Raw genomic sequence first — 25,578 nt, 5'->3', positions numbered from 1 at the left:
TAGTAAATTTTATAAATATAAAAAGCAAGAAGTGAAATTTAGCGCCAAATTTTAGTTCTACTTGCTACCGAATTTAAATTTTCCTTCTTTTTTCTTACTGTGATCCATCTGAGAATAAATCTCTCTTGTTAATTGTTCGCCAACACTTGGCTCATCCTCGGGCATTTTTTGAAATTTCTTTTTCTCGACTAAAATTTTCTCAAAATTTTGAGCGCTTTTTTTACGCACTTCACTTTCACAGCCCGCAAACAAAACCGCCAAAAACGCAATATAAAAAAATTTAATCAATAAAAGCCTTTAAATTTAAGATATGACCCCTCAAAAGAGGGGTTGGAATAATCAAATAACAGCGTATTTTGCCCAAACGCAAACATCAAGCTCGTTAAGCTTGCCAAGAGTCTCTTTGGAAACTTTTTCATCCACAAGCACTACCGCGAGTGCAAATCCATGATCGTCGCGTCCAAGACGGAAGTCTGCGATATTTATCTTCTCTTCGGCTAAAATTGCACTTATCTTAGCAATAACGCCAGGAACGTCTGAGTTTTTAAAGATTATCATCTTGCCTTTTGGTTTAAAGTCAGTCTTAAAGCCATTGATATTTACTATGCGCTGCTCGGCTTCGTTAAATACCGTGCCACTAACTGACGTGATGCCTTGATCGGTGGTTATTTTAACTGTGATTTTGTTTTTATATCCGCTCTCAGGCACGATAGTAGTATCTGTTAAAATTCCTTTTTCATCGGCGATAAATTGCGCATTTACATAGTTTATCTTGTCTCCTAAACTCTCTTTTAAAACACCGACTATAGCAAACGTAAGCATTGATTTTATATAGTTGCCCACCTGCCCGTTAGCTTCAACCTTAATAGCCTTAACAGGAGCCTGAGTAAGCTGTGCTCCTAAAAACGACATCTTTGAGATAAGCTCGATGTAAGGCTCTACAAAAGGCGGCAAATCCTCTGTTTTGATAGGTAAATTTAAAGCGTTTGGATAGCTTATGCCTCTAGCTGCGCTTATGGCTTGCTCGGCTGCAGCAACTGCGATATTGCTTTGAGATTCAAGAGTGTTTGCGCCAAGATGAGGAGTAACGCTTACATTTTCAAGATCAAGCAAAGGATGATCGGTAGCCGGCTCGCGAGAGAATACATCAATGCCGGCAAAGGCTATCTTGCCGCTTTTTAGTCCGTTATAAAGCGCTTCTTCGTTGTAAAGTCCTCCACGAGCGCAGTTGATAAGCCGCACACCATCTTTCATCTTCAAAATTTCATTTTCGCCGATGATATTTGCGGTTTCTTTCGTCTTTGGTGTGTGGATAGTAATAAAATCGCAAGCTAAAATATCATCAAAATCTCTTGTATAAACTCCGCCCATATCGGTTACTTTTGACGGATCGATATACGGATCGTAAGCTATGATCTTCATACCAAAAGACGCCGCCCTAATGGCAACTCTTGAGCCGATATTTCCAAATCCTATGACACCTAAAGTTTTATTAAAAAGCTCAACTCCATACCACTTCTCGCGCTTCCAAATTCTATCCATTTTAAGGTCGTTATGAGCATAAGGAAGGCTTCTTGCAGCGGCCAGCATATGAGCCATAGTTAGCTCAACGGCAGCTATCGTGTTTGCTGTAGGAACGTTCATAGCGATAATGCCTCGCTTCGAGCAGCCGTCTATATCGACATTATCTACGCCAACCCCTGCTCTAACGAGAGCTTTTAAATTTTTAGCAGCATTTAAAAATTTCTCATCAATCTCCGTTGAGCTTCTAGTAATAGCCACATCAGCTTCTCCAATGATATTTAAAAGTTCATCTTTTGGCACCGAAGTAGCATCTATTACTTTTATATTTTCTTCTCGGTTTAAAATTTCAAAACCTATTTTATGAATAGCATCGCATACAATTATCGTTTTCATAACCTGATCTCCTTTATGCTTGAGTGTATATCGTAAGTTTTAAGTTCGTTTATAACACGGTTTAAGATATCTTTATCTTGTGTGTTTAGATAGATTAAATTTGTTGAATTTTGCTTGACTATACTAAAGTCAACCGAAACGCTATCAAGGGTTTGGCTAAGACAAAACATAGAGTATATATCGTCTTTATCGATAATCAGTTGATATACACTCTTGGTTTTAGGAATTGCTTTGTCTTTAAACTCTATAAATATCTCGTTAGTCGCTAAAATATACTCTTTTTGAGGCAAATTTGCAAGCTCATTCACCCACAAATTTACCTGTTTATTCTCATTTTTTATCTCTGTTTGCTGAATTATCTCGCTACTTAAATCGCCTTGAGCCAAATTTGAATTTGCATATCTCCAAAGCATGAAGCCCGAAGCGCAAACAAAAATCAACAAGCAGACGACGACAAAGGCAAACAGATGCCGCTTCATTTAAATTTACGACAATTGTTCTTTAATGATATCGCCTAAAGTTACCTTGTCGTCACTATTTATCTCATTTAGCACTTCGCGCTCTTTTTGCTTAGCAAGACGTCTGATGCTTAGGCGAATTCTATTCTTTTTCTCGTCAATAAATGCGATTGCAGCTTCGATATTATCGTTGATATTAAGCTCTTCGGCTTTTACATTGCCCATATCTTCTTTACGAATAAGAGCATCGATATTATCGCCAAGCTCTACAAAAATTCCAAATTCTTTAATATCGCGAATTTTGCCGGTCACGATATCGCCGACATTGTATTTTTTAGCGTATTCTTGAACAGGACTTTGCTTTAGATCTTTTAAGCTAAGCGAAATTTTTTGCTCGGTATTGTCGATCTTAACGATCTTAACTTCAACCTCATCGCCAACTTTAAACATATCTTTGCACTTATCATTTCTATCCCATGAAGCATCTTCGTTGTGAAGCAATCCTTCAACCGCTCCTATCTTAATAAACGCTCCAAAATTTGTAACCGTAGTAACGGTACCTTTTACCACATCTCCTTCTTTAAATTTAGCTTTAAATTCATCAAAAGGTTTTGGTAAAAGATTTTTTAAACTTACTCTTAAGCGGCGATCTTTTACGTCTATTTCGATAACTTCGACATCAAGCTCTTCGCCTTCGCTTATATGATCTTTTGGATTTTTGATATTTTTATCCCATGAAATTTCAGAGATGTGCAAAAAGCCCTCTATGTCATTTCCAAGATCAACGAATGCGCCGTATGGTTCGATATTGCTAACGATTACTTTTATAGTATCGCCGACTTCTAGTCCATCTTTGATCTCATCCCAAGGATCAGGCATTGCAGCTTTAATCGATAAAGAAAGATGTTTTTTATCATCATCGTATTTGATAACTTTAACTAAAACCTTATCGCCTTCTTGATAAAGCGAACCCGGATTTACAGGACCTTTGTAGCTGATTTCGCTATAATGAACAAGTCCATCGACTCCGCCGACATCTACAAACATACCGTAGGTCGTGATCTTTTTAACCGTTCCTTCTATAACTTCTGGATTATCTACTATTGAGGAGATAGCCTCTTTTTTCTTGCGACGATTCTCGTCAAGTATTCTCTTTCTTGAAACGACTATGCTTTGCTCTTCTTTATCAACTTTAATAACTTTTACTTTGTAAGTTTTTCCGATAATTGAGCCGGCATCCTTAAAGCCGCTTTGAGATTTCGGCAAGAAAAATTCTATACCGTCGTTATTTTGAGCTACGAAACCGCCTTTGTTCTTACTTACGATTTTTACATCAAAAATATCTTCGCTATCTTCGTTGTAAGCATCTATATAAGCTTTAACCTTCTCTTTTCTTAAAGCTTTTTTGTGAGAAACTATAGGCCTTCCGCCTCTTGAGCCCGTAATCGCAACTTTTAATGTATCGCCGACATTAAATTTAAGATTTCCATCCTCATCGCTAATCTCAGAGATATTTAAAATACCCTCCGATTTTTTACCGACATTAACAAAAACCTCATCGCCTTTTATATCAACGATAATTCCGTCGCTATCTTCTTCGGTCTTTTTAAAAGACTCCTCTAACATCGCAGCAAAGTCTATATCTTCGATATCTTCATCCTTTGCCTTATTTATTTGAACATTTTTGTTCACCTCAGCCATCTTGGTCCTTTTGAGTATATTTTATCTGCGCCTACAAGAGGGCAAATTGAATTTATTATACTTAAAATATCTTATTTGCAGATTAACTATCTGAATTTTGGGTACAAATTTCAATTTAAATCTAAAATTTAATTTCAAATTTTCACAAATTTTAATTTCGTTTTAAAATTCAGATAGTATAAATTTCAATCAGGCTTTAGCTCTTTAATTTTATTTATAACATCTTGGATAATCCAATCAGGAGTGCTTGCTCCCGCGCTTATTCCGCAATGACTTTTACCTTCAAACCATGCGCCTTCAAGCTCGCTTTCATTTTCTATGAGGTAGCTATCGTCGCAAAAATTTTTAGATATCAGATAAAGCTGTTTTGTGTTTGAAGAATTTTTTCCACCTATTATAACCATAACATCGGCTTTTTGAGCTAAATCCTTCACGGCTTCTTGATTTTCAAGAGTAGCATTACAAATAGTATTAAAGACCCTTACTTCTTTAGTTTTTAACATTAAACAATTTACAATCTGCATAAGTTTTTCGACTTTACGAGTAGTTTGACTTACGACGGCAACTTTTTGAGATAGCTTTATGCCGTCTAGCTCGCTCTCTTCAAGTATCACATAAACTTTTCCCGCTGCGTATGATTTAACACCCTTAACCTCAGGGTGATTTTCATCGCCAAAGATAACGATATCATAGCCTTCTTTACTCATCTTTTCACAAATTTGCTGAGGCTTAGTCACAAAAGGACAGGTTGCGTCTATAACATTTACATTGCTGCTTTTAAGCCTTGCAAGATCGGTTTTGGTTATGCCGTGAGTACGGATTATAGCTTTTTTTTCTTCGCTTAGCTCATCAATTCCCTGTAAAGTTTTAACGTTAAAATTCAGCTTTAATCTATTTATCTCCTCGTTATTATGTATAAGAGGCCCTATAGTTGCCGCATCTTTAGCGTTTTCAGCTATTTTTATAGCTCGCTTAACTCCAAAGCAAAATCCGTAACTACTAGCAAGCTCAATCTTCAACGCTAGCTCCAAGCTCTCTTAATATAGAGCCAAATTTAGGAAAAGAGGTAGATATAAATTCGCTCTTTTCGATAACCATTCCGCATTTAAGACCCAAAATAGCAAAGCTCATAGCTATACGATGATCGCCGTGGCTATCTATGATCGCACTATTTGCCTGCGCACCCTTGACGCTAAAACCGTCTTCGAATTCACTTACTTCAAGCCCGCACTTCCTAAGCCCTTCAACCATAACGGCGATCCTATCGCTCTCTTTTACTCTGAGCTCTTTTGCGTTTCTTATGACGCTTACTCCGCTTGCATTGGCAAAAGCCACCGCAAGAGCAGGCACTTCATCAATAAGCCAAGAGATATTTTCGCTTACTTCAACGGCTTTAAGAGGAGCGTATCTTATCTCGATCTCGCCTATGCTCTCGTATTCGCTGCTAGTCTCTTTAAATTTTATATCTGCACCCATTTTTTCAAGTACTCTGTAAGCCTCTATGCGTGTTTTATTTAAAAGCATATTTTTAAGCACTAAGTGTGAATTTGGGATGATCGCCGCCGCAACCGCAAAGAAAAATGCAGAGCTTGGATCGTTCGGCACAAAAATTTCAAGGGGCTTAAGAGGATTTTGAATCGGTTTTATAGATACCTCCGTGCCGTTTCGCTCTATTTGCGCGCCCATTCCTTTTAGCATTCTCTCGGTATGATCACGACTTAGCTCAGGCTCATTTATCACACATCCGTTTGATTTAAGACCCGCTAAAAGCAAAGCGGACTTAACCTGAGCCGAGGCTATTTTGCTATCAAATTTAAAATACTCAAGCTTGTTTCCTCGTATCGCAAGCGGGGCTCTATCGCCGTTATTTGCGCCGTCTATCTTGGCTCCCACGCCAACAAGAGGCTTTGCTACCCTTGCCATCGGGCGGCGATTTAGATATTCATCTCCGCTTAGCACGAAAAATCCTTCGCTTGCAGCTAAAAATCCCATGAGCAGTCTCATTGCCGTGCCAGAGTTTCCGCACTCAAGCACGACTTCGGGCTCTTTTAAATTTTTAGGCGGTATTATCGTTAGCTCATCATCATTTTGAGAAATTTCAGCCCCCAAAAACTTAACGATATTTAAAGTATTTAGAGTATCTTCCGCTTTCAGATAGTTTTTTATGCGAGAAGGCTTATCAGAAAGCAACGAAAATATCGCACACCTATGAGATATCGATTTATCAGGAGCGATAACCTCTAAATTTGCATCTATCTTGTCTCTTAAAGCAAAAATTTTCATCTTATCGTAATACCTAAATTCGTATTTAATGCACTTAAAATTTTATCCATTATAAGCGCGATATCATCGTCTTCAAGCGTCTTTTGATCATCTTGAAACGTAAATTTGACCGTTAAACTAGAATTTGATCCTAAATTTTTATCCCTATAAATATCAACAGGCAAAAACTCTTTTAGGCACTCGATCTTAAGAGATTTTATGCACTCTTTTATCTTTTCAAATCTCATATCCTCAGGCACGATAAGGCTTAAGTCCCTACTTATCGCAGGAAATTTAGAATAAGCTTTCGCTACCGTTTTTCTGCATTTTAGCTTATCAAATTCCACTTCGCATAGATATGTTTTTGGCAAGTCGCGACTGTTTTCAACTCTTATATCAACTCTGCCGATGTAGCCTACGCAAATATCGTTTTGATAAATTTTAGCCTGCTCAAATTCGCTTAGATAGCCCACATCGCCGCTTGGCTTAAGCTCAAAATCACCGATTACATTTTTAATAGCTAACGCAAAGCTTAAGAAATCAACCTCGGCAGGCTTTGCGGAATTTAGCAAAGTAGGCTCTTTAACAAGTCCGCTTGCGATAAAGCCAAATCTCTGTTCTTGATCGCCGTTTTCGTTAAATACGCTACCTAATTCAAAAATTTTAACCGATTTTTTATAATTTTTGATATTTCTCTCGGCAGATTTTAAAAGATGATTTATAAGAGTCGGCCTAAGCGTATTTAGCTCGCTTGTGATAGGGTTTGCAAGCTCAGCCTTGCAAGGCTTAAACCCAAGCTCGCTTAATTCTTTTGCATCATCAAAGACATAGTGAACCGATTCAAAAAACCCTACATCGGCAGCTTTTCGCCTTAAGTTAAGAGCTCGTTTGTAGTCTTTGTAAGTATCGTTTATCCTGCTTTGCTCACTGAATTTCAGAGGTTTTGAAGCTATGTTATCAATACCTATCATTCGCACTATCTCTTCGCAAACATCTTGTAAATTTAGCGTATCATGACGAAATTCCGGAACCTTTACATTTACGCTCTCCTTTTCGGCGTTTAAATTTACTTCAAATCCAAGCTTTTTAAGTATCCCAACAACATCGTTTCTAGCGATCTCTTGCCCTATCATCTTATTCATTTCGCTCATCGTAAAGCTTACGAATTTAGGCTCTTTTGTAAGCAAAGTCTGCTGCGAGCCTGCATAAAGAATAGCATTTTTGAAATTTGCAAGTAGTTTAAACAGATAATCCGCTCCAAAATCGATATTAGGCTCAGAGCCCCTAAGCGAACGATAAACTTGCGTAGAGCGAGGAATTTGCTTATCTTCAAATATGGTCGTAGCTATAACTTCAGGATCTGTATAATTAGCCTCAACAATGATCTTTTTGCTATCTTTTTCAAGAGCCGCCGAGTCGCTTTGATATATGCCCGCAACTCCTAAAATTTGACCGCCTACAAGAATTTTGCTGGCAAGAAATTTATCTTTTTCAAGATCAAAAACAACCCTGTCTTCATCCTTTTTAAGCTTATCATAATCATACGCGTTAAATAGCACTCCAGTTGAATGCGTAGCATATTCCAAAAGTCTTTCCACGCAGTGTTCTTTGCCGCATTCGATGAGTGCTAATCTAATCTTCATAAGCAAATTTTCATTAATAGCATCTTTTAGCTCAAACACCCTATATTGAAAGCTGCTTTTTAAATTTTCCTCTGCATGAATCGCTAAAATTCGCCCGATTCCAAGCAAATTTTCAGCTTCGTCGTATTTGCTTGCATTTTTTAAAGGCAGATCAAGAGCTGCCGAAACATCCCTAGCGATACCGTAAACGCTTAAGCAATCGCCCCTGTTTGGCGTTAGCTCTATCTCTATAAAAGTATCGTTTAGTATCGGATACTCGTTAAGCTCTTTGCCGAGTTTAAGCTCTCCGATACTCTCATCAAGAGGCATAATGCCGTCATTTGTTTTTACTAATCCAAGCTCGCTGGAAGAGCAAATCATGCCGTTTGACTCTACGCCTCTAAGTTTAGCGCGCTTTATCTCAAGCCCGCTTGGAATAACCGCCCCCACAAGTGCTACAGGCACAAACTGTCCCGCTTCGACGTTTTTAGCACCGCAAACTATCTGAAGAGTTTCGCTTCCCACATCTACTTGACACACACTTAGCTTCTCGGCATTTTCGTGCTTAGCCTTGCTTTTTACATACCCTACTACGATTTTTTCAGGAATTTTTATCTCATTAAAGCTATCAACCTCAAGACCTATCGAATTTAACGTCTTTAAAAGAATTTCGTTGCTAGTGTTTGATATATCTATCCACTCATTTAGCCAATTTCTTGAAATTATCATTTAAACTGCTCCAATAATCTTAAATCTCCCTCAAAAAGCGAGCGCAAATCAGGAATTTGATGAAGTAGCATTGCAAATCTCTCTACTCCAAGCCCAAAGGCATATCCGCTTACGTTTTTATAGCCGACCGCCTTAAATACGTTTGAGTCAACCACTCCGCATCCAAGCACTTCAAGCCAGCCTGTCTGCTTGCACACTCTGCACCCTTCGCCCTTACAAAAGATACAGCTTATATCAACTTCGGCCGATGGCTCCGTAAAAGGAAAGAAGCTTGGGCGGAAACGAACCTGCACATCGCCAAACATATATCTTAAGAAATTTTCAAGCATACTTTTTAAATTTGCAAAGCTAACCACGCCCTCATCTTCAACCACAAGCCCCTCGACCTGATGAAACATCGGAGTATGCGTTAGGTCCATATCGCGTCTAAAAACGCTTCCCGGAGCTATCATGCGAATAGGCGGCTTAGTGCTCATCATAGTTCTAACTTGAACCGGACTAGTATGCGTACGAAGCAGCTTAAAGTCCTTAAAGTAAAACGTATCTTGCATATCTCGCGCAGGGTGATATTTAGGCAAATTTAGCGCCTCAAAGTTATGAAAATCATCCTCGATGAGAGGTCCTGTCTCAAGAGAGAAATTTTGCATCATAAAATACTCTATGATCTTATCCATAGTAGCCATCACAGGATGAAGAGCGCCCGTTGAATTTGGCTCGTTAAAGAGCGTCACGTCTATAGCGCTTGCTTTCATCTTAGCCTTTATTTCACTATTTTCAAGCTCTGATTTTTTGCTTGCAAGCAGGGTTTCAAACTCATCCCTTAGCTTATTTAAATTTGCCGCAAATGATTTTTTTTCATCATCGCCCATGTCTTTTAATTTCGCAAATTCGGATGTGATAAGACCTTTTTTGCCAAGTAGATCAACTCGAATTCTGTCAAGTTCGGCTAAATTACTACACCTACTTATACTATCTTTATACTCTTGCAAATTTCTTACCTCGTGTTAAATTTTTTGTTCTGATTGTAGTCAATTTTTAATAAAATCTGCATAAAAGGTCTTTTTGCTTTATAAAATTTAGTTTTGAATTGTTATAATTTGAAAATTTTAAACAGGAGAAAGAAATGACAATTTTTGAAAAGATAGTAGCGGGCGAAATTCCTTGCAACAAAGTGCTAGAAAACGATAAATTTCTAGCTTTTAACGACATAAATCCAAAAGCGCCGATTCATATCCTCATAATTCCCAAAAAACACTTTAAAAATTTCCAAGAGATGGACGCTGCGCTCATGGGCGAGATGACTAAATTTATCCAAGAGGTCGCAACTCTTATGGGGCTTGATAAAAGCGGTTATCGCCTAGTAACAAACAACGGCGAAAACGGCGGTCAAGAAGTTATGCACTTGCATTTTCATATGCTTGGCGGCGCCAAACTCGGCTGGGTTGATGCAGCTACCGATCCGCAAAGTACATTTTAAATTTAATCTATTTTAATATTTACCAAAAGCGAAATTTGGCTTCATGGCTTGAATTTCGCTTAAATTTTTGCTTGATTGATATCCGCACCGATACTTCTCATAAACTTCACGTAACCAAGTAAAATAAAAATATATTTTATCTCCAAAAAAAGAATCGTAACTCGCTAGCAATCGTATCTAAATTTAAGATTTGTTTATAATTTATTAATTTTAGGATTTAATGTTTTTAATTAAAATCACGCTTTAAATTTTACAACAAAAGGATCAAAACAATGAAATATTGGGTATTGCTGTGTATCACAATTATATTAGAAGTCATCGCGACTTCGCTTTTAAAATTAAACGATGGTTTTACGAAGCCGATTTACGCCATTATCTCTTTGGCTATATTTTGCGTGCTGTTCTACTTTCTTTCTATAGTTTTTAAGCAAATTCCCATAGGTATAGCATACGCCATATGGTCGGGAGTAGGTATAGTTCTTATATCTCTTATTGCGTATTTCTTTATGGGTCAAAAGCTTGACGCACCCGCTATTATAGGCATCTTACTAATTATAGCCGGAGTTGTGGTCATAAATTTATTTTCAAAAAGCGCTTCACATTAATCAAATTTGTAGCCTAAACTCCAATCTCTCATCTTGCGCGTATCTTCATTAAATTTAGCGTATCAAAAACGCCTAATTTAATTACTTTAAAGATTTAAGCCTCATATACAAAAGCGGATATGGCGCACCCTGATCGTCAAACGGCGTTCGCTTATAGACTTCAAAGCCCATCTTTTCATAAAATCCTCTAGCGTTTGGGTTTTGCTCATTAACGCAAACCTCATTTACTCCATATTCTTTAATGGCTACTTGAAGCAGGGATTTTCCAATGCCTTTTTTAAAATTTTCAGGTGCTACAAATAGCATTTCAAGTTTGTTTTTATTAGTCCCTGCAAAACCTGAAGGCTCGCCGCCCGTTCCAACCGCCACTAATAAATTTTGTACCTCTTTTAACGCTCTTGGAACATACTCGGCTATCTTTTTTATCTCCTCTTCACTTAAAAACAGATGGGTTTTGCCAACTGATTTAGACCAAATTTCAAAAATTTTTTCTAGTAAATCCTCATCTCTTTTTGCAACTTTTACGATTTTGATCTCTTGCATTTTATATCCTTAAGTCCTGCAAATTTAACTGCACTTGAATTATGTTTAACTTCGCCTTTGTCATAAACCACGGCAAAAGCATAAGCGATACCGCACCGTCATATTGCAAGCTTAAAACTGTTTTACTAAAGCTAGTGTATCATGCCCGCCTTATAGGCTTGTTTTTATCTTTGTACTCTATCTTGACTCTTTCAGCCACTCGCTAATCAAATTTATCTGCCTTTGCACGCTAGAATTTGCCGTGCCGCCAAGCGACGTTCTGGCCTCTTTTGAGGCGTGCAGATCTAAAAATTTAACCGCATTTTCGTCCAAATTTTCATCGACTTCTTTTAACTGCTCAGAGCTAAGCTCGCTTAGATCAACGCCCAAACTCTCAGCCTTTGCCACAGCCTTACCCGTGATAAAGTGAGCGGTTCTAAACGGCACGTTTTTTTCTCGCACCAAAAAATCAGCCAGATCGGTTGCGCTTAAATGCCCTTTTTTAGTAGCTTCAAGCATATTTTTTTCATTAAATTTAGCCTCTTTCATCATCTCATTTAAAATATGAACCGATGTAAGCGCAGTATGTACGCTATCAAAAACACTTTCTTTATCCTCTTGCATGTCTTTGTTATAGGCTAACGGCAAGCCTTTCATAGTAGTTAAAAGCGCTATCAAATTTCCATTTACGCGACCCGTCTTTCCACGGATGAGTTCGGCTACGTCGGGATTTTTCTTCTGAGGCATGATAGAGCTTCCCGTAGAGTAAGTATCGCTAATAGTTACAAATCCAAATTCTTGCGAACTCCAGAGTATCAACTCCTCGCAAAGACGCGAAGCATGAGTCATCAAAACGCTTATGTTAAATAAAATTTCCATAGCAAAATCACGATCCGAAACGCTATCCATCGCATTTTGCGTAACGTCGCTAAATTTAAGCTCTTTCGCCACAATCTTTCTATCTATAGGATGTGGTGTGCCCGCAAGTGCAGCTGAACCAAGCGGACAGAGGTTATTTCGCTCATGCGAGCTTGCAAATCGCTCATAATCGCGCTTAAACATAAAAGCGTAAGCAAGCAAGTGATAAGCAAGGCTTACCGGCTGAGCGTGCTGAAGGTGCGTAAAACCGGGCATTAGCGTATCAAGATGCTTGCTTGCGATAGAGCTTAAAGTAGAAACAAAAGAGTAAATTTCATTCATGATTTCAAGCGAGCTACGCTGCACATAAAGTCTAAAATCAAGAGCGACTTGATCATTTCTGCTACGTGCCGTATGCAGTCTTCCTCCAAGCTCTCTTCCGATGATCTCGCTTAGGCGCTTTTCAACAGCCATGTGGATGTCCTCATCCTCGATTTTAAACTCGAATTTATTATGCTCTATCTCGCCCAAAACTATATCAAGTCCTTTTATGATGGTTTGTGCCTCTTCTTGCTTTAGTATCCCGCACTCGCCAAGCATTTTTGCATGAGCTTTGCTACCTACGATATCTTCCCGGTAAAGGTTTTTATCAAATCCTATAGAGGCGTTAAACTCTTCAAGTAATTTACTGCTTTCGTTTTTAAATCTGCCCGACCACATCTTTTTCATGATTTTTCCTTTTGATTTTAAATTTAAGCGATTGTATTAAATTTTGGCTAAAATAACGACAAATTTAGCTTAAATCTTAAAATTTGGGCGCTAAATTTCAACCAAATATGCGTGAGTTTAGGAGATAATATGGATTATTTTAAACCACTCATCGTCAAAGTCGCCAAAAACTGCAACGACTGGGCGCATGTAAGCGCGCATGACAAAGTCATCAAGCCGCTACTAGAAAATGCACTTGAAGCGTATGTTTATAAGGGGGCTAGTCATGAAGCACAAAGCGTAAATCTTGCAGGCGAGCTAACCAAAGTAATCTATCGACCGCTAAATTTGAGCGAATTTGAGTTTTTAAAAGCACGACAAGGTAAATTTTGCTTTGATAGGACGCGCGAATGCGTAATCGGAGCTGAAAATTTATGGAATGCAAGAGGGTTTGCCAGAGGCTCTATCATTATTTTGCTTAGCCTGGAGTTTGACTTTGAGCCTATTTTAGAGCATTGCGGGGATGTTGATATAAGCATGTCGCCAAATATGGGCGAAAGCATAGCTGCAACAAAGCTTGCCAAACAGGCAATGAATGAAGGCAAAATAGCCGTGCTATTTAGTGCGAGTAACGGGATTGAGTGGATGCAAATTTACGCGCCAAGTTCTAAGTATGAACATATCCACAAGATAGCGAAAAAGCGTTAAATTTAAAGTGCAAACTAGCTATAAATCACTTAAATTTAAGCTCAATTACCCGCGAAATCTCCTGCTTAAAAGCACGAAAACTACTACGACACCAAGTATCATGAAAGCCGATTTTATCAGATATTCCCTGCGTTCGCTTTTGGCTTTTGGCGAACTTTCGCTAAGGCGAACTTTGACCTCATCTCCACCGCTTGTCTTTATCGTAAGTATATCGCCCTCCAAGCCGCTTAAATTCACGCTTAAAGTGTTTGTTCCGCTTTGTTTAACCTCTGAATTTAAAAGAGCGGATGAATTATAAGAGTAACTTGTAAGCAGGTCGTTGCAGTCCTTTGGACGAAAGAAAATTTCATATACGGTATCCGGTTTTACGCTCAGCACATCGCCGTCTTTTGCATCAAAATAAGGAAATTTAAGCGTTTTGGTCTTGAAATTCCACTTTATCTGTTTAGGTTCATTTTCTTGCGTGTAACTAAAAATAGCCGTATAATCTGCGCCAAATTCAAAAACATCTCTTGAAAATGCAGCAAACTGATAAGATGAAAATTTGCGGTTTATGTCGCTTTTTTGATCTAGAATTTTTAAATTTCTAAGCTTCTCATCGCCTTTATAAATTTCAAAATTCAGAAATTTTATATCTTTTAAGCTCTCGTTAAACTCTATACTTACAGGGTTTGCAGTGATCTTGCACTCAGGAAACGGATCTGGAACTTCGCCGCTAAAATAAGGCACAACAGGAGCTTTATCAGGGAATTTTACATACTGTTTGGTTGATTTTAAAAACCCCTCAAGCCTAGTGTCTTTTACTTTGATATCTTTATTCGCGCAGACATTTGTGTAGAATTTACCAGAACCGTTATCACTCGCACCTCTTTTGCAAAAGCCATTAAGATTTGAGTTGCCCATCAAAAAAACATAAGCGCTAAATTTATCAGAAGTTGCCGTGTCAAAACCTACTTCATTTACGCTTAAATTTAAAAAGGCAAACCGATGATAAATCGCCGAAAAAAGCCCGTCTATGGAGGTTATAAAGTCACTCTTATAAGCTATATTTTCAAGCACATGCATAGAGTTATAGCCTGCAAATTTTGCTCTATCGCCCGGAGTTACGCCTGTAAATTTAGAAAGCCCGGCACTTTCGTCATGCCCCATATATGAGTTGGCCACGCTGTATTCGGCGTGATTTTTAGAAGCCAGACTTAAATTTTCGTTGAATTTAAGCGCAAACAGTCCCGAACCTCTGCGATAGTCGTTTAAATAGCTAAGCGCATCGCTATCTATTATGTAAGAAATTTGAGGTTGGCTTGCCTCTTTGAGTCTTGCGGGATCATAGCTATTTTTGTAGTCGCACCCCGCAAGAAAAATAAATCCGAAAGCAATCAGCCCAAATTTAAGCTTTTGGGCCTGCTTTTGCGTATTCAACGCCCTCTTTCACATCTTCATATCGTTTGAAATTTGCTTCAAACATCTTAGCCAGCTTATCTCTCATGGCTATATATTCGTCTTTATTTTCCCAAGTATTTATCGGATTTAAAAGCTTTGTTTCCACACCCGCAAGCTCTCTTGGGATAGATAAGTTAAATTTCTCAAAATTCTCAAACTCGCACTCTCTTATGCTTCCGTCAAGTATGGCATTTATGCAAGCGCGAGTAGCTTTTATGCTCATTCTTTTGCCGACCCCGTAAGCGCCGCCGCTCCAGCCGGTATTTACAAGATATACATTTACGTTGTGCTTATCTATTTTTTCACCTAAAAGCTTAGCATATACGGTTGGATGAAGTGGCATAAAAGGCTCGCCAAAGCAAGCGGAAAATGTCGCTACAGGCTCGGTTATACCGCGCTCGGTTCCTGCAACTTTAGCCGTATATCCGCTTAAGAAATAATACATCGCCTGCTCTTTTGTAAGCTTTGCAACCGGAGGAAGCACGCCAAACGCATCCGCCGTTAAAAATATAATATTTTGCGGATGTCCGGCACTTAAGCTTGGCTCGTGATTTTCAATATGCTCGATCGGATAGCTTACGCGCGTATTTTCGGTCTTGCTTCCGTCTTTATAATCAACCACTCCGTTTGCATCCGCCACGACGTTTTCAAGTAGTGCGTTGCGCTTAATAGCTGCATAAATTTCAGGCTCGCTCTCAGGATCAAGGTTTATACATTTTGCATAGCATCCGCCTTCAAAGTTAAACACGCCATCATCGTCCCAGCCGTGCTCATCATCGCCTATTAGCTTTCTTTTTGGATCTGTTGAAAGAGTGGTTTTGCCTGTTCCGCTAAGACCGAAGAAAAGCGCCGTGTCGCCACCTTTGCCTACGTTCGCAGAGCAGTGCATGCTTAGCTTGCCTTCAAGAGGAAGCCAGTAGTTCATCATCGAAAAAATACCTTTTTTCATCTCTCCGCCATACCATGTTCCGCCTATAACGGCAACGTTTTCTTCGATATTAAATATAACAAAAACTTCTGAATTCAGACCGTCTTCTTTGAAATTTTCATTTGAACATTTACAAGCGTTATAAACTACAAAATCCGGGCTAAATTTCGCCAAATCCTCTTTGCTCGGGCGAATAAACATATTTTTTACGAAATGCGCCTGCCAAGCAACCTCTGTTATAAATCTAACCGATTTTTTACTCTTATCGCTAGAGCCGCAAAATGCGTCTTGCACGTAGATATCTTTACCGCTTAATCTATCCTTGGCCTTTTTAAGAAGTTTGTCAAAAAGCTCTTTTGAGATAGGCTGATTTACCTTTCCCCAAGCGATGTATTTAGCGCTTGGATCTTGCTTCACGAAATACTTATCCTTAGGGCTTCTGCCGGTAAAAATACCCGTATCGACCATAAAGGTTCCGTTGCTGCTTACCCTTCCTTCGCCGTTATTTTTCTCATGTTCAAAAAGCTCATCATAGCTTAAGTTATGATAAATATTTTTGATACCCTGCAACCCCAACTTATCGAATTCATTTACCATTGTTGTTCCTTTTTATTTATATCATCTGATTTTATTTTTATAAAGCATAGATCAAAAAAATACTAAATTCTAGCTAGAATTTGACCGTTTTTGACCGTTTGCCCCTGTTCTACTTCGATTGAACTCACTACGCCGTCTTTTGGCGCAACTACCTCTATCTCCATTTTCATAGCTTCTAAAATAATAAGAATTTGTCCCTTTTTAACCTTATCTCCCACTTTTGCTAAAATTTTAAATACATTTCCCGGCAAGCTGCTTACCACGGCTTCGCCGCTACCGTTTTCATTGGTAGCCTTTCTTCCTGCAGGCGAAATTTCAGGAGGCATCAGCATAGCGTCACCTACGGGCTTTATGCTTTTAACCTCTACTTCTGCGTTTTGGCTATCGTAAATTTCAACTTCGAATTTTTTACCGTTTACGACAACGCTATATTTTTCATTTACGCCGTCCTTGCTCTCTTTGGCAGTGCAAATTTGCTCTTTTGCCTTAGGCATTTGAGAAATTTTGCGCACATTTACCTTGCCCTCTCCTTTTAAGAAGGCTATGCCTTTTTCCTTGCATGCGGCTGCTATAAAGATATTTTCTTCTGTTGCTTCAATGCCCTCTTTTTTAAGTAGCTCTTTTGTAAATTTGATTGATTTTGTTTCGTCACGATCTGCGATATCTATGGCGTTTTCTTTGGTAGGTTTAAGTCCAAGCTGCTCACTTGCAAGCTTGATGACCTCTTTATCAGGTTTTGACGGGGTCTTGCCGAAGTAGCCAAGCACCATCTTACCGTAGCCTTCGGCGATCTTTTTCCATTTACCAAACATCACGTTATTAAAGGCTTGCTGGAAATAAAACTGACTCACCGGAGTTACGCTAGTGCCGTATCCACCCTTTTGAACCACCTCTTGCATAGCGTCGATTACATCGGGAAATTTATCTAAGATATTATTATCTCTCATCATTTGAGTATTTGCCGTAAGCGCACCGCCCGGCATAGGAGAAAACGGTATAAGAGGGCTAACTTCGGTAGCTTCAGGCGGTATAAAGTAGTCTTTAAGGCACTCTTTTAAAACTCTTTCGTATTTTAAGACTTTTTGAGTATCAAGCCCGCCAAGATCGTAGTCCTTGCCTTTAACGGCGTGAAGCATAGTAAGTATATCAGGCTGGCTTGTGCCTCCACTTACGGGACTTGCGGCTAGATCAATACCGTCTGCGCCCGCTTCAAGTGCGGCTAGATAGCACGCCACGCTAACGCCTGCGGTTTCGTGAGTATGAAGCCTGATGTGAGTTTTTGCAGGAAGCAGTTTGCGAGCCATTTTGATAGTTTCATATACTTTTTGCGGACTGCTTGTACCGCTTGCATCCTTAAAGCAAACGCTATCGTAAGGAATTCCCGCATCTAAAATTTCTCTTAAAATTCTCTCGTAAAACGCCACATCATGAGCGCCTACACATCCGGGAGGCAGATCCATCATCGTAACCACAACTTCGTGCTTAAGTCCGTGATGAACTATCCGCTCGCCGGAGTATTTTAAATTCTCAACATCGTTAAGCGCATCAAAATTTCTAATGGTAGTCGTGCCGTGCTTTTTAAACATCTTAGCATGCAGATCTACAAGCTCCCTGCTACCAGTATCAAGAGTTACGGTATTAACGCCTCTGCTTAGGGTTTGCAAATTTGCGTCTTTACCCGCTATCTCTCTAAATTTATCCATCATAACAAAGGCGTCTTCATTTAGATAAAAATAAAGGCTCTGAAAGCGCGCGCCGCCACCGAATTCAAAGTGTGTGATACCCGCTTCTTTTGCTGCGCTCACGGCAGGCAAAAAGTCATCCATCAAAACTCTCGCACCAAAAACAGACTGAAATCCGTCTCTAAAGGTGGTATCCATTACATCTATGAATTTTTTCGCCATAAGTCGCCTTTCCGTCGTAGTTTAAATTTGCTCAACGAAGCTAATTTTATCTTTATTTGCTTTAATTAATAATTATAAAAATGCAAATTTTATTAATTATTTGTTGGCTTTGTAAGCTCGTAAGTAAATTCTACTTTTTTGTTCTCGTTTGGTTTAAGCTCAAATTTCCAGCTTACTTCGCCCTGCTTGCTTATCTCACTCTCTTTTGGCGTATTTTTAACGGCTACGCTTATACTCTCATGCGTTGAAACGGGAACTTTTTCTATAAGAGTTATATCCCAAGGCTTATCTGAGCCGTTTTTTATCTCGTAGCTAAAGCCGGTTGAAATTTTCTTTTTGTTACCGAAAAAGCTCTCTTTAGTAAAATTAACAAGACTCTCTTTTTTAACGCTTATGAGATCATTTTTACCAAAATATACGAAATTCTCTTCATTCGGCTTTAGGCTAAAGCTTGAGCTCTTGCCCACGCTTATGCCGTCTATCTTCATGGCCGTGCTTGCATACTCCATGCTTTTTATAGGAGTAAAGATAGCCTTGATATAGCCGTTTGAGCCGCTGTATCCGTCTATGACTATCTCAAATTTAGCCTTTACGCTTTGTCTATCATAGACAAATTTATTATCCTCGCCCGCTTTTAAATTTACGTTTGAAATTCTCCATGAATTTGATAGGGTATTTTGAACGTTTTGTCCGCTTACTTCACTTGAAGTCATCTTAGCGCTTCTCATCTTAAGGCTTGCGGCATCAGCCATCTCCATCATCGGCGCAGCCATGCTATTTACAGGGATAGGCTCGGGCTTGCCCTCATACCACGGATAAAAATGCGGCGGGATCAAATTTGACGAGTAACTAAAAGGATAAAGCGCGATATCGAGGTTCTTTATATCTTTTGCAAACGGGCTAGTTAAGCTTAAGCCCTGAATGATATCTACTTGCGATTTTGAGGTGTCGGCTGAAATTTCATTTTGCAGATTAAGTTTTACATTTACGGGATATGAAATTTTTACGAATTTAGGCTCGCACTCAAAGCTTAGATCAAGCTTTTTAACTTGTTTTACTTTAAATTTATTAAGTTCTAAATTTAGCTTTTCAAGCCCTTGTTGAGTGTCTGAAATTTCATCTAAATTTTTTAACACAACATCATAAAGCTTATCACTCTCATCTTTTAAACTATCAGCCGTCATCTTATCGCTTGGAGTGAAGTGCGATAAAAAATTTGACTTTGAGTTGAGCGCGGATAGTTTGTTATTAAGGTTTTTAATACGTTTTGAAAGCTCCTCATGCAAGCTATACTCATCGTCTTTTACGAACTCGGCATCATTTAAGGTTAAATTTTGCACTTCACAGCTTGCCGAAATGTCGATATCTCTTATATTTATGGTATTTGGAACCTCGATAGAAAAAGAGCTTTTAGCATCGCTTAAATTCTGATGAAAGAATGCCCTGTTTTTATAAATTTCAAGCAAGCTTGAATCAGCCAAAACAAAAACCGCAGGGATAGAAATAAAACTTAAGGCTTTCATAAATTCTCCTGTTTTAAATTTATAAAATTATAACGCCTAAATGTTAATGCTCTATTTTAATCAAACTCTCCTTGCAAATTTGCAAGGAGCGGTTTTAAAGTAGTATTATGGTAAATATTATAAGTATGGAAATTTGAAGCAGAATAAACGGCACTACGCCTTTATAAATATCTATCGTGCTAACTTCAGGCGGTGTAACTCCCTTAAGATAAAAGAGACTAAAACCAAAAGGCGGAGTTAAGAATGAAGTCTGTAAATTCATGGCTATTATAATGGCAAAATATAGAGGATTTATACCTAAATTCATAGCAATAGGCACCAAGATAGGAAGTACGATGTAAGAAATTTCAACAAAGTCTATAAAAAATCCAAGCACAAAGATAGTAATCATAGCTAAGATTATAAAGCCCCATTTTTCACCAGGCAAATTTGACATAAAGGCTTCTACGACCTCATCGCCTCCGGTGTAGCTAAATACCATAGAAAAGGCTGTTGCGCCTATTAGTATAGTAAAGATTATGGCGGTGGTTTTAACGCTTTCTTCAAGTGCTTCTTTTAGAGTTTGAAATGAAAAAGTTCTGTAGCAGACAGAAAGTATTATCGCACCCACACAACCAAACGCCGAACTCTCAGTCGGTGTGGCAATACCGTTAAAGATAGAGCCAAGAACGAGCAATACAAGCACAAGAGGCGGCAAAATAGCCTTAATCGCATTAAAAATTTGCTTGCTTTTTGGTATCCCGCTCTCATCAATCACCGGCGGAGCGTAGTCTTTATTCATATAAGAAACAAATAAAATATAAGCTATATAAGCTCCTACAAGAGCAAGTCCAGGCACTATCGCTTCACGAAATAGATCTCCAACAGGCACGGTAAAGACATCACCCAAGATGATAAGCACGATAGAAGGCGGGATGATCTGCCCAAGTGTACCTGAAGCGCATATGGTGCCGCACCCTAAGGCTTTATTGTATCTGTACTTTAGCATGACAGGTAAACTCATCACACCCATAGCAACAACGCTTGCCCCCACAACTCCGGTTGAAGCCGCAAGAAGAGCGCCGACTAAGACGGTGCTGATAGCCACACCTCCGCGAATTTCTCCAAATAAAAACGCCATGCTTTCAAGCAAACGCTCAGCAAGCTTGGTCTTTTGTAAGATTATGCCCATAAAGACAAAAAGCGGAACGGCTATTAGGATTTTATTTTCCATGATGGAATAAATTCTATAAGGCATAAAAGCAAACATCTCTTTAAAAATTTCAAGCCCGCCCACAAAGCCGTCTCCTTCACCAAAGCTCTCTACCATAGCCCCTATAAGACCAAAGATAACAGAAATCGCGCCAAAAGTAAATGCAACCGAAAATCCTATCGCAAGCATAAAAAGAGCCGCTAAAAACATCACAACGCCGGTCATTTTCGCTCCTCTCTTTTGCACGCTATATATAAATTTAGGTATTTGATAAAGTAGCCTATGCTAAAAAATATCAAAAGATAGAAAGAAAACGGTATAAAAGCTTTTATAATCCAGCGGTAAGGAAGTCCGCCCGGATCTGCGCTTCCTTCGTTTGACTCATAAGCTTCAACCACATAATCAAAGCTAAGCCAAGCCACAAGAAGCGCTAAAGGAAGGATAAAAAACACAACTCCAAGCATATTTATAATCGCCTTTGTTTTAGGCTTTAATCCCTCATAAAAGACATCAACTCGCACATGAACGTCCTCTTTAAGCGCATAACTCATACCAAGCATTATAATAACGCTAAAAAAGTGCCACTCAAGCTCTTGAAGCCCTACGTTGCCGTATTTGAAAAAATATCTAGCAGTAACGTTAAAAAACACATCGGCTATCATCAAAAACATCACAAATATACAGATATATCCGATAATATCTGCTAGTTTATTAAAAATTTTCTCTATCTTTAGTAATTTTTGCTCCATCTATTGCCCCACAATCTGCCTAACCATAACGAGCACGACGCAAGTCGGCGCTACGTATCTAAGCAAGAAATACCAAATTTTAAACACAATTTTACCCATATACGGCAAAAACAGCTCTTCTAACATCTCTTTTTTCATAAAAAATCCGACAAAGACGGCTATAACTATACCGCCAAGAGGAAGCAGGATATTTGAGCTGATATAATCAAGTATGTCAAAAAATCCTTTGCCAAAAAACGTTAGGCTCTCTTTAAACATATTCGTATTTGAAAGCGCACAAAGCACGCCAAGCACATACACGCAAATTCCTACGATCAAGATCGCTTTAAAGCGCGAAATTTTATACTCTTTTACTATGTGAAATATAAGCGGTTCGACCATAGAAATAGCCGAAGTAAGCCCTGCAAAAACAAGAGCGGTAAAAAAGGCAAAACTCAGTAAATTTCCCATAGCTCCAAGCTTGGCAAAAAGCGTCGGAAGCGAGATAAACGCAAGCCCAACACCTTGACTAGGCTTTTCTCCAAACTCAAATACAAATGTAAATACGATAAGCCCTATAACTATGCTAAAAACTATGTTTAGGATAACGACATAAAGAGAAGATGTAAATAAATTTGTCTTGCTATCAAGGCTAGTTGAATAAGTGATGATAGCGCCTATGCCAACGCACATCGTAAAAAACGCAAGTCCAAGCGCCATAAACACGGCTTCACTCGTTAGTTTTGAAAAATCAAATACAAGCAAAAATTTAACCGCCTCGCCAAAGCCCTTCATCTGCATAGAATAAACAAGCATCGCAACAAGAAGCAGCGAAAACATAGGCAGCAGCCATAAATTTATGCGTTCAATTCCTCTTTTTACTCCACGTGAAAGTATAAAAAAGTAGGCAAAAAAAGCGATAGAAAAATAAATAACCTGCCCTAAGATATCAGTTGAGATGAAGTTGTTAAAATTCTCGCCCGATTGGCTTATCTTAACAGGCAAAGTTCCTAAAGACGCAACCGCATACTTGATAACCCAGCCTATGATAAGCGTGTAAAAAGAAGCCACAAATACGCCCGTAATCATCATGACGCCCGCAAAGCTCCATAAATTTGAGTGTCTTGGAGCAAGTATCCTAAAGGCATTTACCGGATCTGCGTTTGAAATTTTACCCATCGCCATCTCGGCAAAAAATATACTAAGCCCCACAACTACGGCGAACACAAGATACAAAAGAACAAAAGCCGAGCCGCCGTTGCTACCGACCATATATGGAAATTTCCAAGCGTTTCCAAGTCCGATAGCAGCACCTACGATTGAGAGTATAAAGCCTATTTTAGAAAATTTATCGCTTGGCATAAACTAGCTCAAAATGGCGTTTACGGATATGACGGCTATGGCAATCGGAGCAATGTATCTAATCATAAAATACCAAAGATCAAACATAAATTTACTCATATAAGGACCGTAAAGCTCACGTAATGCCTCTTTTTTGATTACAAATCCGACAAAAACCGATACCGTGATACCGCCAATAGGCATGATGATATTTGAAACCAGATAATCAAGGCAGTCAAATAGGCTCTTTCCGAAAAATACTAAATTTTCCTTAACGCCTTCGATATTTGAAAATATACATAAAATTCCGGCGATATATACGAAAGCGGCTATGCTGATAAGAGCTTTTTTACGTGTAAAGCCAAATTCCCTTATAAGATAATATGTAAAAGGCTCAAGCATAGAGACAGCCGAAGTAATGCCTGCAAATATAAGAGCGGTAAATAACGCAAAAGCAAATATATGCCCAAATGTGCCTAGCTTAGCAAACAATGTAGGCAAGGAGATAAACACAAGCCCTACTCCCTGACTAGGTTCGGCGCCAAACTCAAACACAAAAGTAAATATGACAAGGCCTATTAAAATTCCCATTATTACGTTAATGATGACGATGATTATGGACGAGCTTACCAAATTCGTATTGTTTGGCAAATTTGCAGAATAAACTATAATGACGCCCACGCCTAAAGAAAGAGTAAAAAACGCCAGTCCAAGTGCGGTAAGAACACTATCAAAGGTTATTTTGGTAAAATCGGGCACTAGCAAAAATTTGGCCGACTGCATAAAGCCGTCCATAGTAACGGAGTATGCAAGCATAGCTATCACAAGCACCAACAAAGACGGCATAAGCCACACATTTACACGCTCTATCCCACTCTTGATACCTTTTGAAACAATGTAAAAACAAATTATATTCGTGATAGTAAAAAATAGAATTTGAGACGATGTATCTTTTGAGACAAAATCGGTAAATATAGCGGCCGAAGTCTCTATATCAGCTGGCAAATTCGTTAAAACCATAAAAGCGTATTTAAATATCCAGCCTATAACGACGGTATAAAATGATACGAGAATGATCGCTCCAAGCATAGTAAAACCGGCAAATTTCCAGCTGTTTTTATTCGTGGTCGCAAGCTTTTTAAAAGCATTTACAGGATCTGATTCTGAAAGTTTTCCTATCGCTACTTCACCAAAAAATATGGTAAGTCCGATAAAAAACGTCAAAAACAAATACAAAAGAACAAAAGCCGAGCCGCCGTTTTGTCCGACCAAATATGGAAATTTCCAAGCATTTCCAAGACCTACCGCACTTCCTGCAACGGCTAATATAAAGCCGATTTTAGAGAACTTATCCTGCACTTAGCAAACCTTAATTTTATTTAAAATCATTAAAAAATCTTAAATTAGCATAAAAAAGCTTTTAAATTTCTAAGCTTAAAAATATTTCATTAATTTTGTTAATAAATTCGTATAAAATCGAAACAGCTTAAAAATATTTTGTAAATTTGTAGCATTTTTAGATACAAGCAAATTTAGTTGATAAATTTTTCAAAATTTAACTAAATCAAAGCAAATTTTATATAAAATGCGCCACAAAGTTTCAAAGTAGGGGTCTGATCCGAACTGGCTTAAATTCATCAAAGGAAATTTCATGAAAAAGATTCTTTTTCTTATGGCTGCATTTGCTTCATTCGCATTTGCAGGTGACGGCGAAATGCTAAAATCATACTCAGTTCTTGCGGCTGCTCTTGGTCTAGGTCTTGCGGCACTTGGTGGAGCTATCGGTATGGGAAGCACTGCTTCTGCTACAATCTCAGGAACAGCTAGAAACCCTGGCGTTGGTAGCAAACTTATGACAACAATGTTTATCGCTCTAGCGATGATCGAAGCGCAAGTTATCTACGCACTTGTTGTTACACTAATTATTCTTTACGCAAACCCAATGTTTTAATATTTCAGCCCAACTTCGGGCTGAATCTCTTTAATTTTTTACTTCTGTTGCGATCATGGTGGAATTGGTAGACACGCTATCTTGAGGGGGTAGTGCCGGTAGGTGTGCGAGTTCAAATCTCGCTGATCGCACCATACTTCAAAACTCAAATCTTAAAATGTATTAAATTTTATTTAAATTAAATATAAGTTTAAATTTATACACATTCACAATAAATACTATCTATAGTATAGGATTTTTAATTAAGACTGCAAAATCATACTTTAAATATAAGATAATTTATTTATAACTATAAATATTACTTTAGTAGCGAAATTGCTTAAACTTTAAATATTAATTCGTTTTTATATTGTTTCTAAAATATTATTATCTTAAAATTTCTTCAATCAAACATCAAAACAAGGAGA

At 38.5% G+C, this 25,578-nt stretch carries 22 protein-coding genes and 1 tRNA gene; 5 read left to right on the top strand and 18 right to left on the bottom strand.

Annotated elements, in window-relative coordinates; translation table 11 throughout:
* Positions 1 to 57 precede the first annotated feature (57 nt).
* The 8 genes from ACHJH3_RS07720 to pheS all read right to left on the bottom strand — a co-directional run bounded on the left by ACHJH3_RS07720 (position 58) and on the right by pheS (position 9,678).
* Complete coding sequence (locus tag ACHJH3_RS07720; protein WP_407064313.1) at positions 58 to 288, bottom strand: hypothetical protein; 231 nt, start codon at positions 286 to 288, stop codon at positions 58 to 60.
* A gap of 51 nt (positions 289 to 339) precedes the next feature.
* Positions 340 to 1,917 (bottom strand): phosphoglycerate dehydrogenase, encoded by a 1,578-nt coding sequence (gene serA / locus ACHJH3_RS07715; RefSeq protein WP_172200178.1) that lies wholly within the window; start codon positions 1,915 to 1,917, stop codon positions 340 to 342.
* The gene (locus ACHJH3_RS07710; protein ID WP_407064312.1) at positions 1,914 to 2,396 is read right to left on the bottom strand and encodes a hypothetical protein; all 483 of its coding nucleotides are present in this window, start codon (positions 2,394 to 2,396) and stop codon (positions 1,914 to 1,916) included. Before ACHJH3_RS07710 ends, serA begins: the two co-directional genes overlap by 4 nt.
* 6 nt (positions 2,397 to 2,402) lie before the next feature.
* Positions 2,403 to 4,076, bottom strand: a complete 1,674-nt coding sequence (locus tag ACHJH3_RS07705) for a 30S ribosomal protein S1 (RefSeq protein WP_407064311.1) — start codon at positions 4,074 to 4,076, stop codon at positions 2,403 to 2,405.
* A gap of 185 nt (positions 4,077 to 4,261) precedes the next feature.
* Entirely contained in the window at positions 4,262 to 5,095 is an 834-nt protein-coding gene (locus ACHJH3_RS07700; RefSeq protein WP_407064310.1) for a 4-hydroxy-3-methylbut-2-enyl diphosphate reductase, read from the bottom strand.
* Entirely contained in the window at positions 5,085 to 6,359 is a 1,275-nt protein-coding gene (gene aroA / locus ACHJH3_RS07695) for a 3-phosphoshikimate 1-carboxyvinyltransferase (protein ID WP_407064309.1), read from the bottom strand. Before aroA ends, ACHJH3_RS07700 begins: the two co-directional genes overlap by 11 nt.
* On the bottom strand, positions 6,356 to 8,689 hold the full coding sequence (pheT, locus tag ACHJH3_RS07690) for a phenylalanine--tRNA ligase subunit beta (protein WP_407064308.1): 2,334 nt from the start codon (positions 8,687 to 8,689) through the stop codon (positions 6,356 to 6,358). Before pheT ends, aroA begins: the two co-directional genes overlap by 4 nt.
* Positions 8,686 to 9,678, bottom strand: a complete 993-nt coding sequence (gene pheS / locus ACHJH3_RS07685; RefSeq protein WP_407064307.1) for a phenylalanine--tRNA ligase subunit alpha — start codon at positions 9,676 to 9,678, stop codon at positions 8,686 to 8,688. The genes pheT and pheS overlap by 4 nt, the downstream gene beginning before the upstream one ends.
* Before the next feature lie 134 nt (positions 9,679 to 9,812).
* Here pheS and ACHJH3_RS07680 point away from each other — a divergent pair, with 134 nt between their 5' ends.
* Positions 9,813 to 10,166, top strand: coding sequence for a histidine triad nucleotide-binding protein (locus tag ACHJH3_RS07680; protein WP_407064306.1), 354 nt, complete (start codon positions 9,813 to 9,815; stop codon positions 10,164 to 10,166).
* A gap of 272 nt (positions 10,167 to 10,438) precedes the next feature.
* Complete coding sequence (locus tag ACHJH3_RS07675; RefSeq protein WP_407064305.1) at positions 10,439 to 10,771, top strand: SMR family transporter; 333 nt, start codon at positions 10,439 to 10,441, stop codon at positions 10,769 to 10,771.
* An 81-nt stretch (positions 10,772 to 10,852) separates the two neighbouring features.
* On the opposite strand, the gene ACHJH3_RS07670 is transcribed toward ACHJH3_RS07675, so the two are convergent.
* Both ACHJH3_RS07670 and argH read right to left on the bottom strand, forming a co-directional pair.
* Positions 10,853 to 11,314: a GNAT family N-acetyltransferase gene (locus ACHJH3_RS07670; RefSeq protein ID WP_407064304.1), complete on the bottom strand. Its 462-nt coding sequence runs from the start codon at positions 11,312 to 11,314 to the stop codon at positions 10,853 to 10,855.
* Between the two features lie 177 nt (positions 11,315 to 11,491).
* On the bottom strand, positions 11,492 to 12,880 hold the full coding sequence (argH, locus tag ACHJH3_RS07665) for an argininosuccinate lyase (protein WP_407064303.1): 1,389 nt from the start codon (positions 12,878 to 12,880) through the stop codon (positions 11,492 to 11,494).
* Between the two features lie 129 nt (positions 12,881 to 13,009).
* On the opposite strand from argH, the gene ACHJH3_RS07660 reads away from it, so the two are divergent.
* Positions 13,010 to 13,567, top strand: coding sequence for a hypothetical protein (locus tag ACHJH3_RS07660; protein WP_407064302.1), 558 nt, complete (start codon positions 13,010 to 13,012; stop codon positions 13,565 to 13,567).
* 45 nt (positions 13,568 to 13,612) lie between these two features.
* Here ACHJH3_RS07660 and ACHJH3_RS07655 read toward each other — a convergent pair whose 3' ends face one another.
* The 8 genes from ACHJH3_RS07655 to ACHJH3_RS07620 form a co-directional block, all read right to left on the bottom strand.
* On the bottom strand, positions 13,613 to 14,986 hold the full coding sequence (locus ACHJH3_RS07655) for a CAP domain-containing protein (RefSeq protein ID WP_407064301.1): 1,374 nt from the start codon (positions 14,984 to 14,986) through the stop codon (positions 13,613 to 13,615).
* Positions 14,955 to 16,532: a phosphoenolpyruvate carboxykinase (ATP) gene (gene pckA, locus ACHJH3_RS07650; RefSeq protein ID WP_407064300.1), complete on the bottom strand. Its 1,578-nt coding sequence runs from the start codon at positions 16,530 to 16,532 to the stop codon at positions 14,955 to 14,957. Before pckA ends, ACHJH3_RS07655 begins: the two co-directional genes overlap by 32 nt.
* Positions 16,533 to 16,594: 62 nt before the next feature.
* Positions 16,595 to 18,436, bottom strand: coding sequence for a biotin/lipoyl-containing protein (locus ACHJH3_RS07645; protein WP_407064299.1), 1,842 nt, complete (start codon positions 18,434 to 18,436; stop codon positions 16,595 to 16,597).
* Between the two features lie 92 nt (positions 18,437 to 18,528).
* Positions 18,529 to 19,959, bottom strand: a complete 1,431-nt coding sequence (locus tag ACHJH3_RS07640) for a DUF4139 domain-containing protein (protein ID WP_407064298.1) — start codon at positions 19,957 to 19,959, stop codon at positions 18,529 to 18,531.
* Positions 19,960 to 20,053: 94 nt separating this feature from the next.
* On the bottom strand, positions 20,054 to 21,376 hold the full coding sequence (locus ACHJH3_RS07635; RefSeq protein WP_407064297.1) for a TRAP transporter large permease: 1,323 nt from the start codon (positions 21,374 to 21,376) through the stop codon (positions 20,054 to 20,056).
* Positions 21,373 to 21,900, bottom strand: a complete 528-nt coding sequence (locus tag ACHJH3_RS07630; RefSeq protein WP_407064296.1) for a TRAP transporter small permease subunit — start codon at positions 21,898 to 21,900, stop codon at positions 21,373 to 21,375. Before ACHJH3_RS07630 ends, ACHJH3_RS07635 begins: the two co-directional genes overlap by 4 nt.
* Positions 21,901 to 23,241, bottom strand: a complete 1,341-nt coding sequence (locus ACHJH3_RS07625; protein ID WP_407064295.1) for a sodium-dependent transporter — start codon at positions 23,239 to 23,241, stop codon at positions 21,901 to 21,903.
* 3 nt (positions 23,242 to 23,244) lie between these two features.
* The gene (locus ACHJH3_RS07620; RefSeq protein WP_407064294.1) at positions 23,245 to 24,579 is read right to left on the bottom strand and encodes a sodium-dependent transporter; all 1,335 of its coding nucleotides are present in this window, start codon (positions 24,577 to 24,579) and stop codon (positions 23,245 to 23,247) included.
* A gap of 292 nt (positions 24,580 to 24,871) precedes the next feature.
* Between ACHJH3_RS07620 and ACHJH3_RS07615 the strand changes: the two genes are divergently transcribed.
* Positions 24,872 to 25,171, top strand: a complete 300-nt coding sequence (locus ACHJH3_RS07615) for a F0F1 ATP synthase subunit C (RefSeq protein ID WP_407064293.1) — start codon at positions 24,872 to 24,874, stop codon at positions 25,169 to 25,171.
* Between the two features lie 49 nt (positions 25,172 to 25,220).
* A tRNA-Leu gene (locus ACHJH3_RS07610) sits at positions 25,221 to 25,305 on the top strand.
* The last annotated feature ends 273 nt before the right edge of the window (positions 25,306 to 25,578 follow it).

The sequence above is a fragment of the Campylobacter canis genome (assembly GCF_045504005.1).
Lineage (GTDB): Bacteria > Campylobacterota > Campylobacteria > Campylobacterales > Campylobacteraceae > Campylobacter_A > Campylobacter_A canis.
This window is presented reverse-complemented; position numbering and strand designations above follow the sequence as displayed.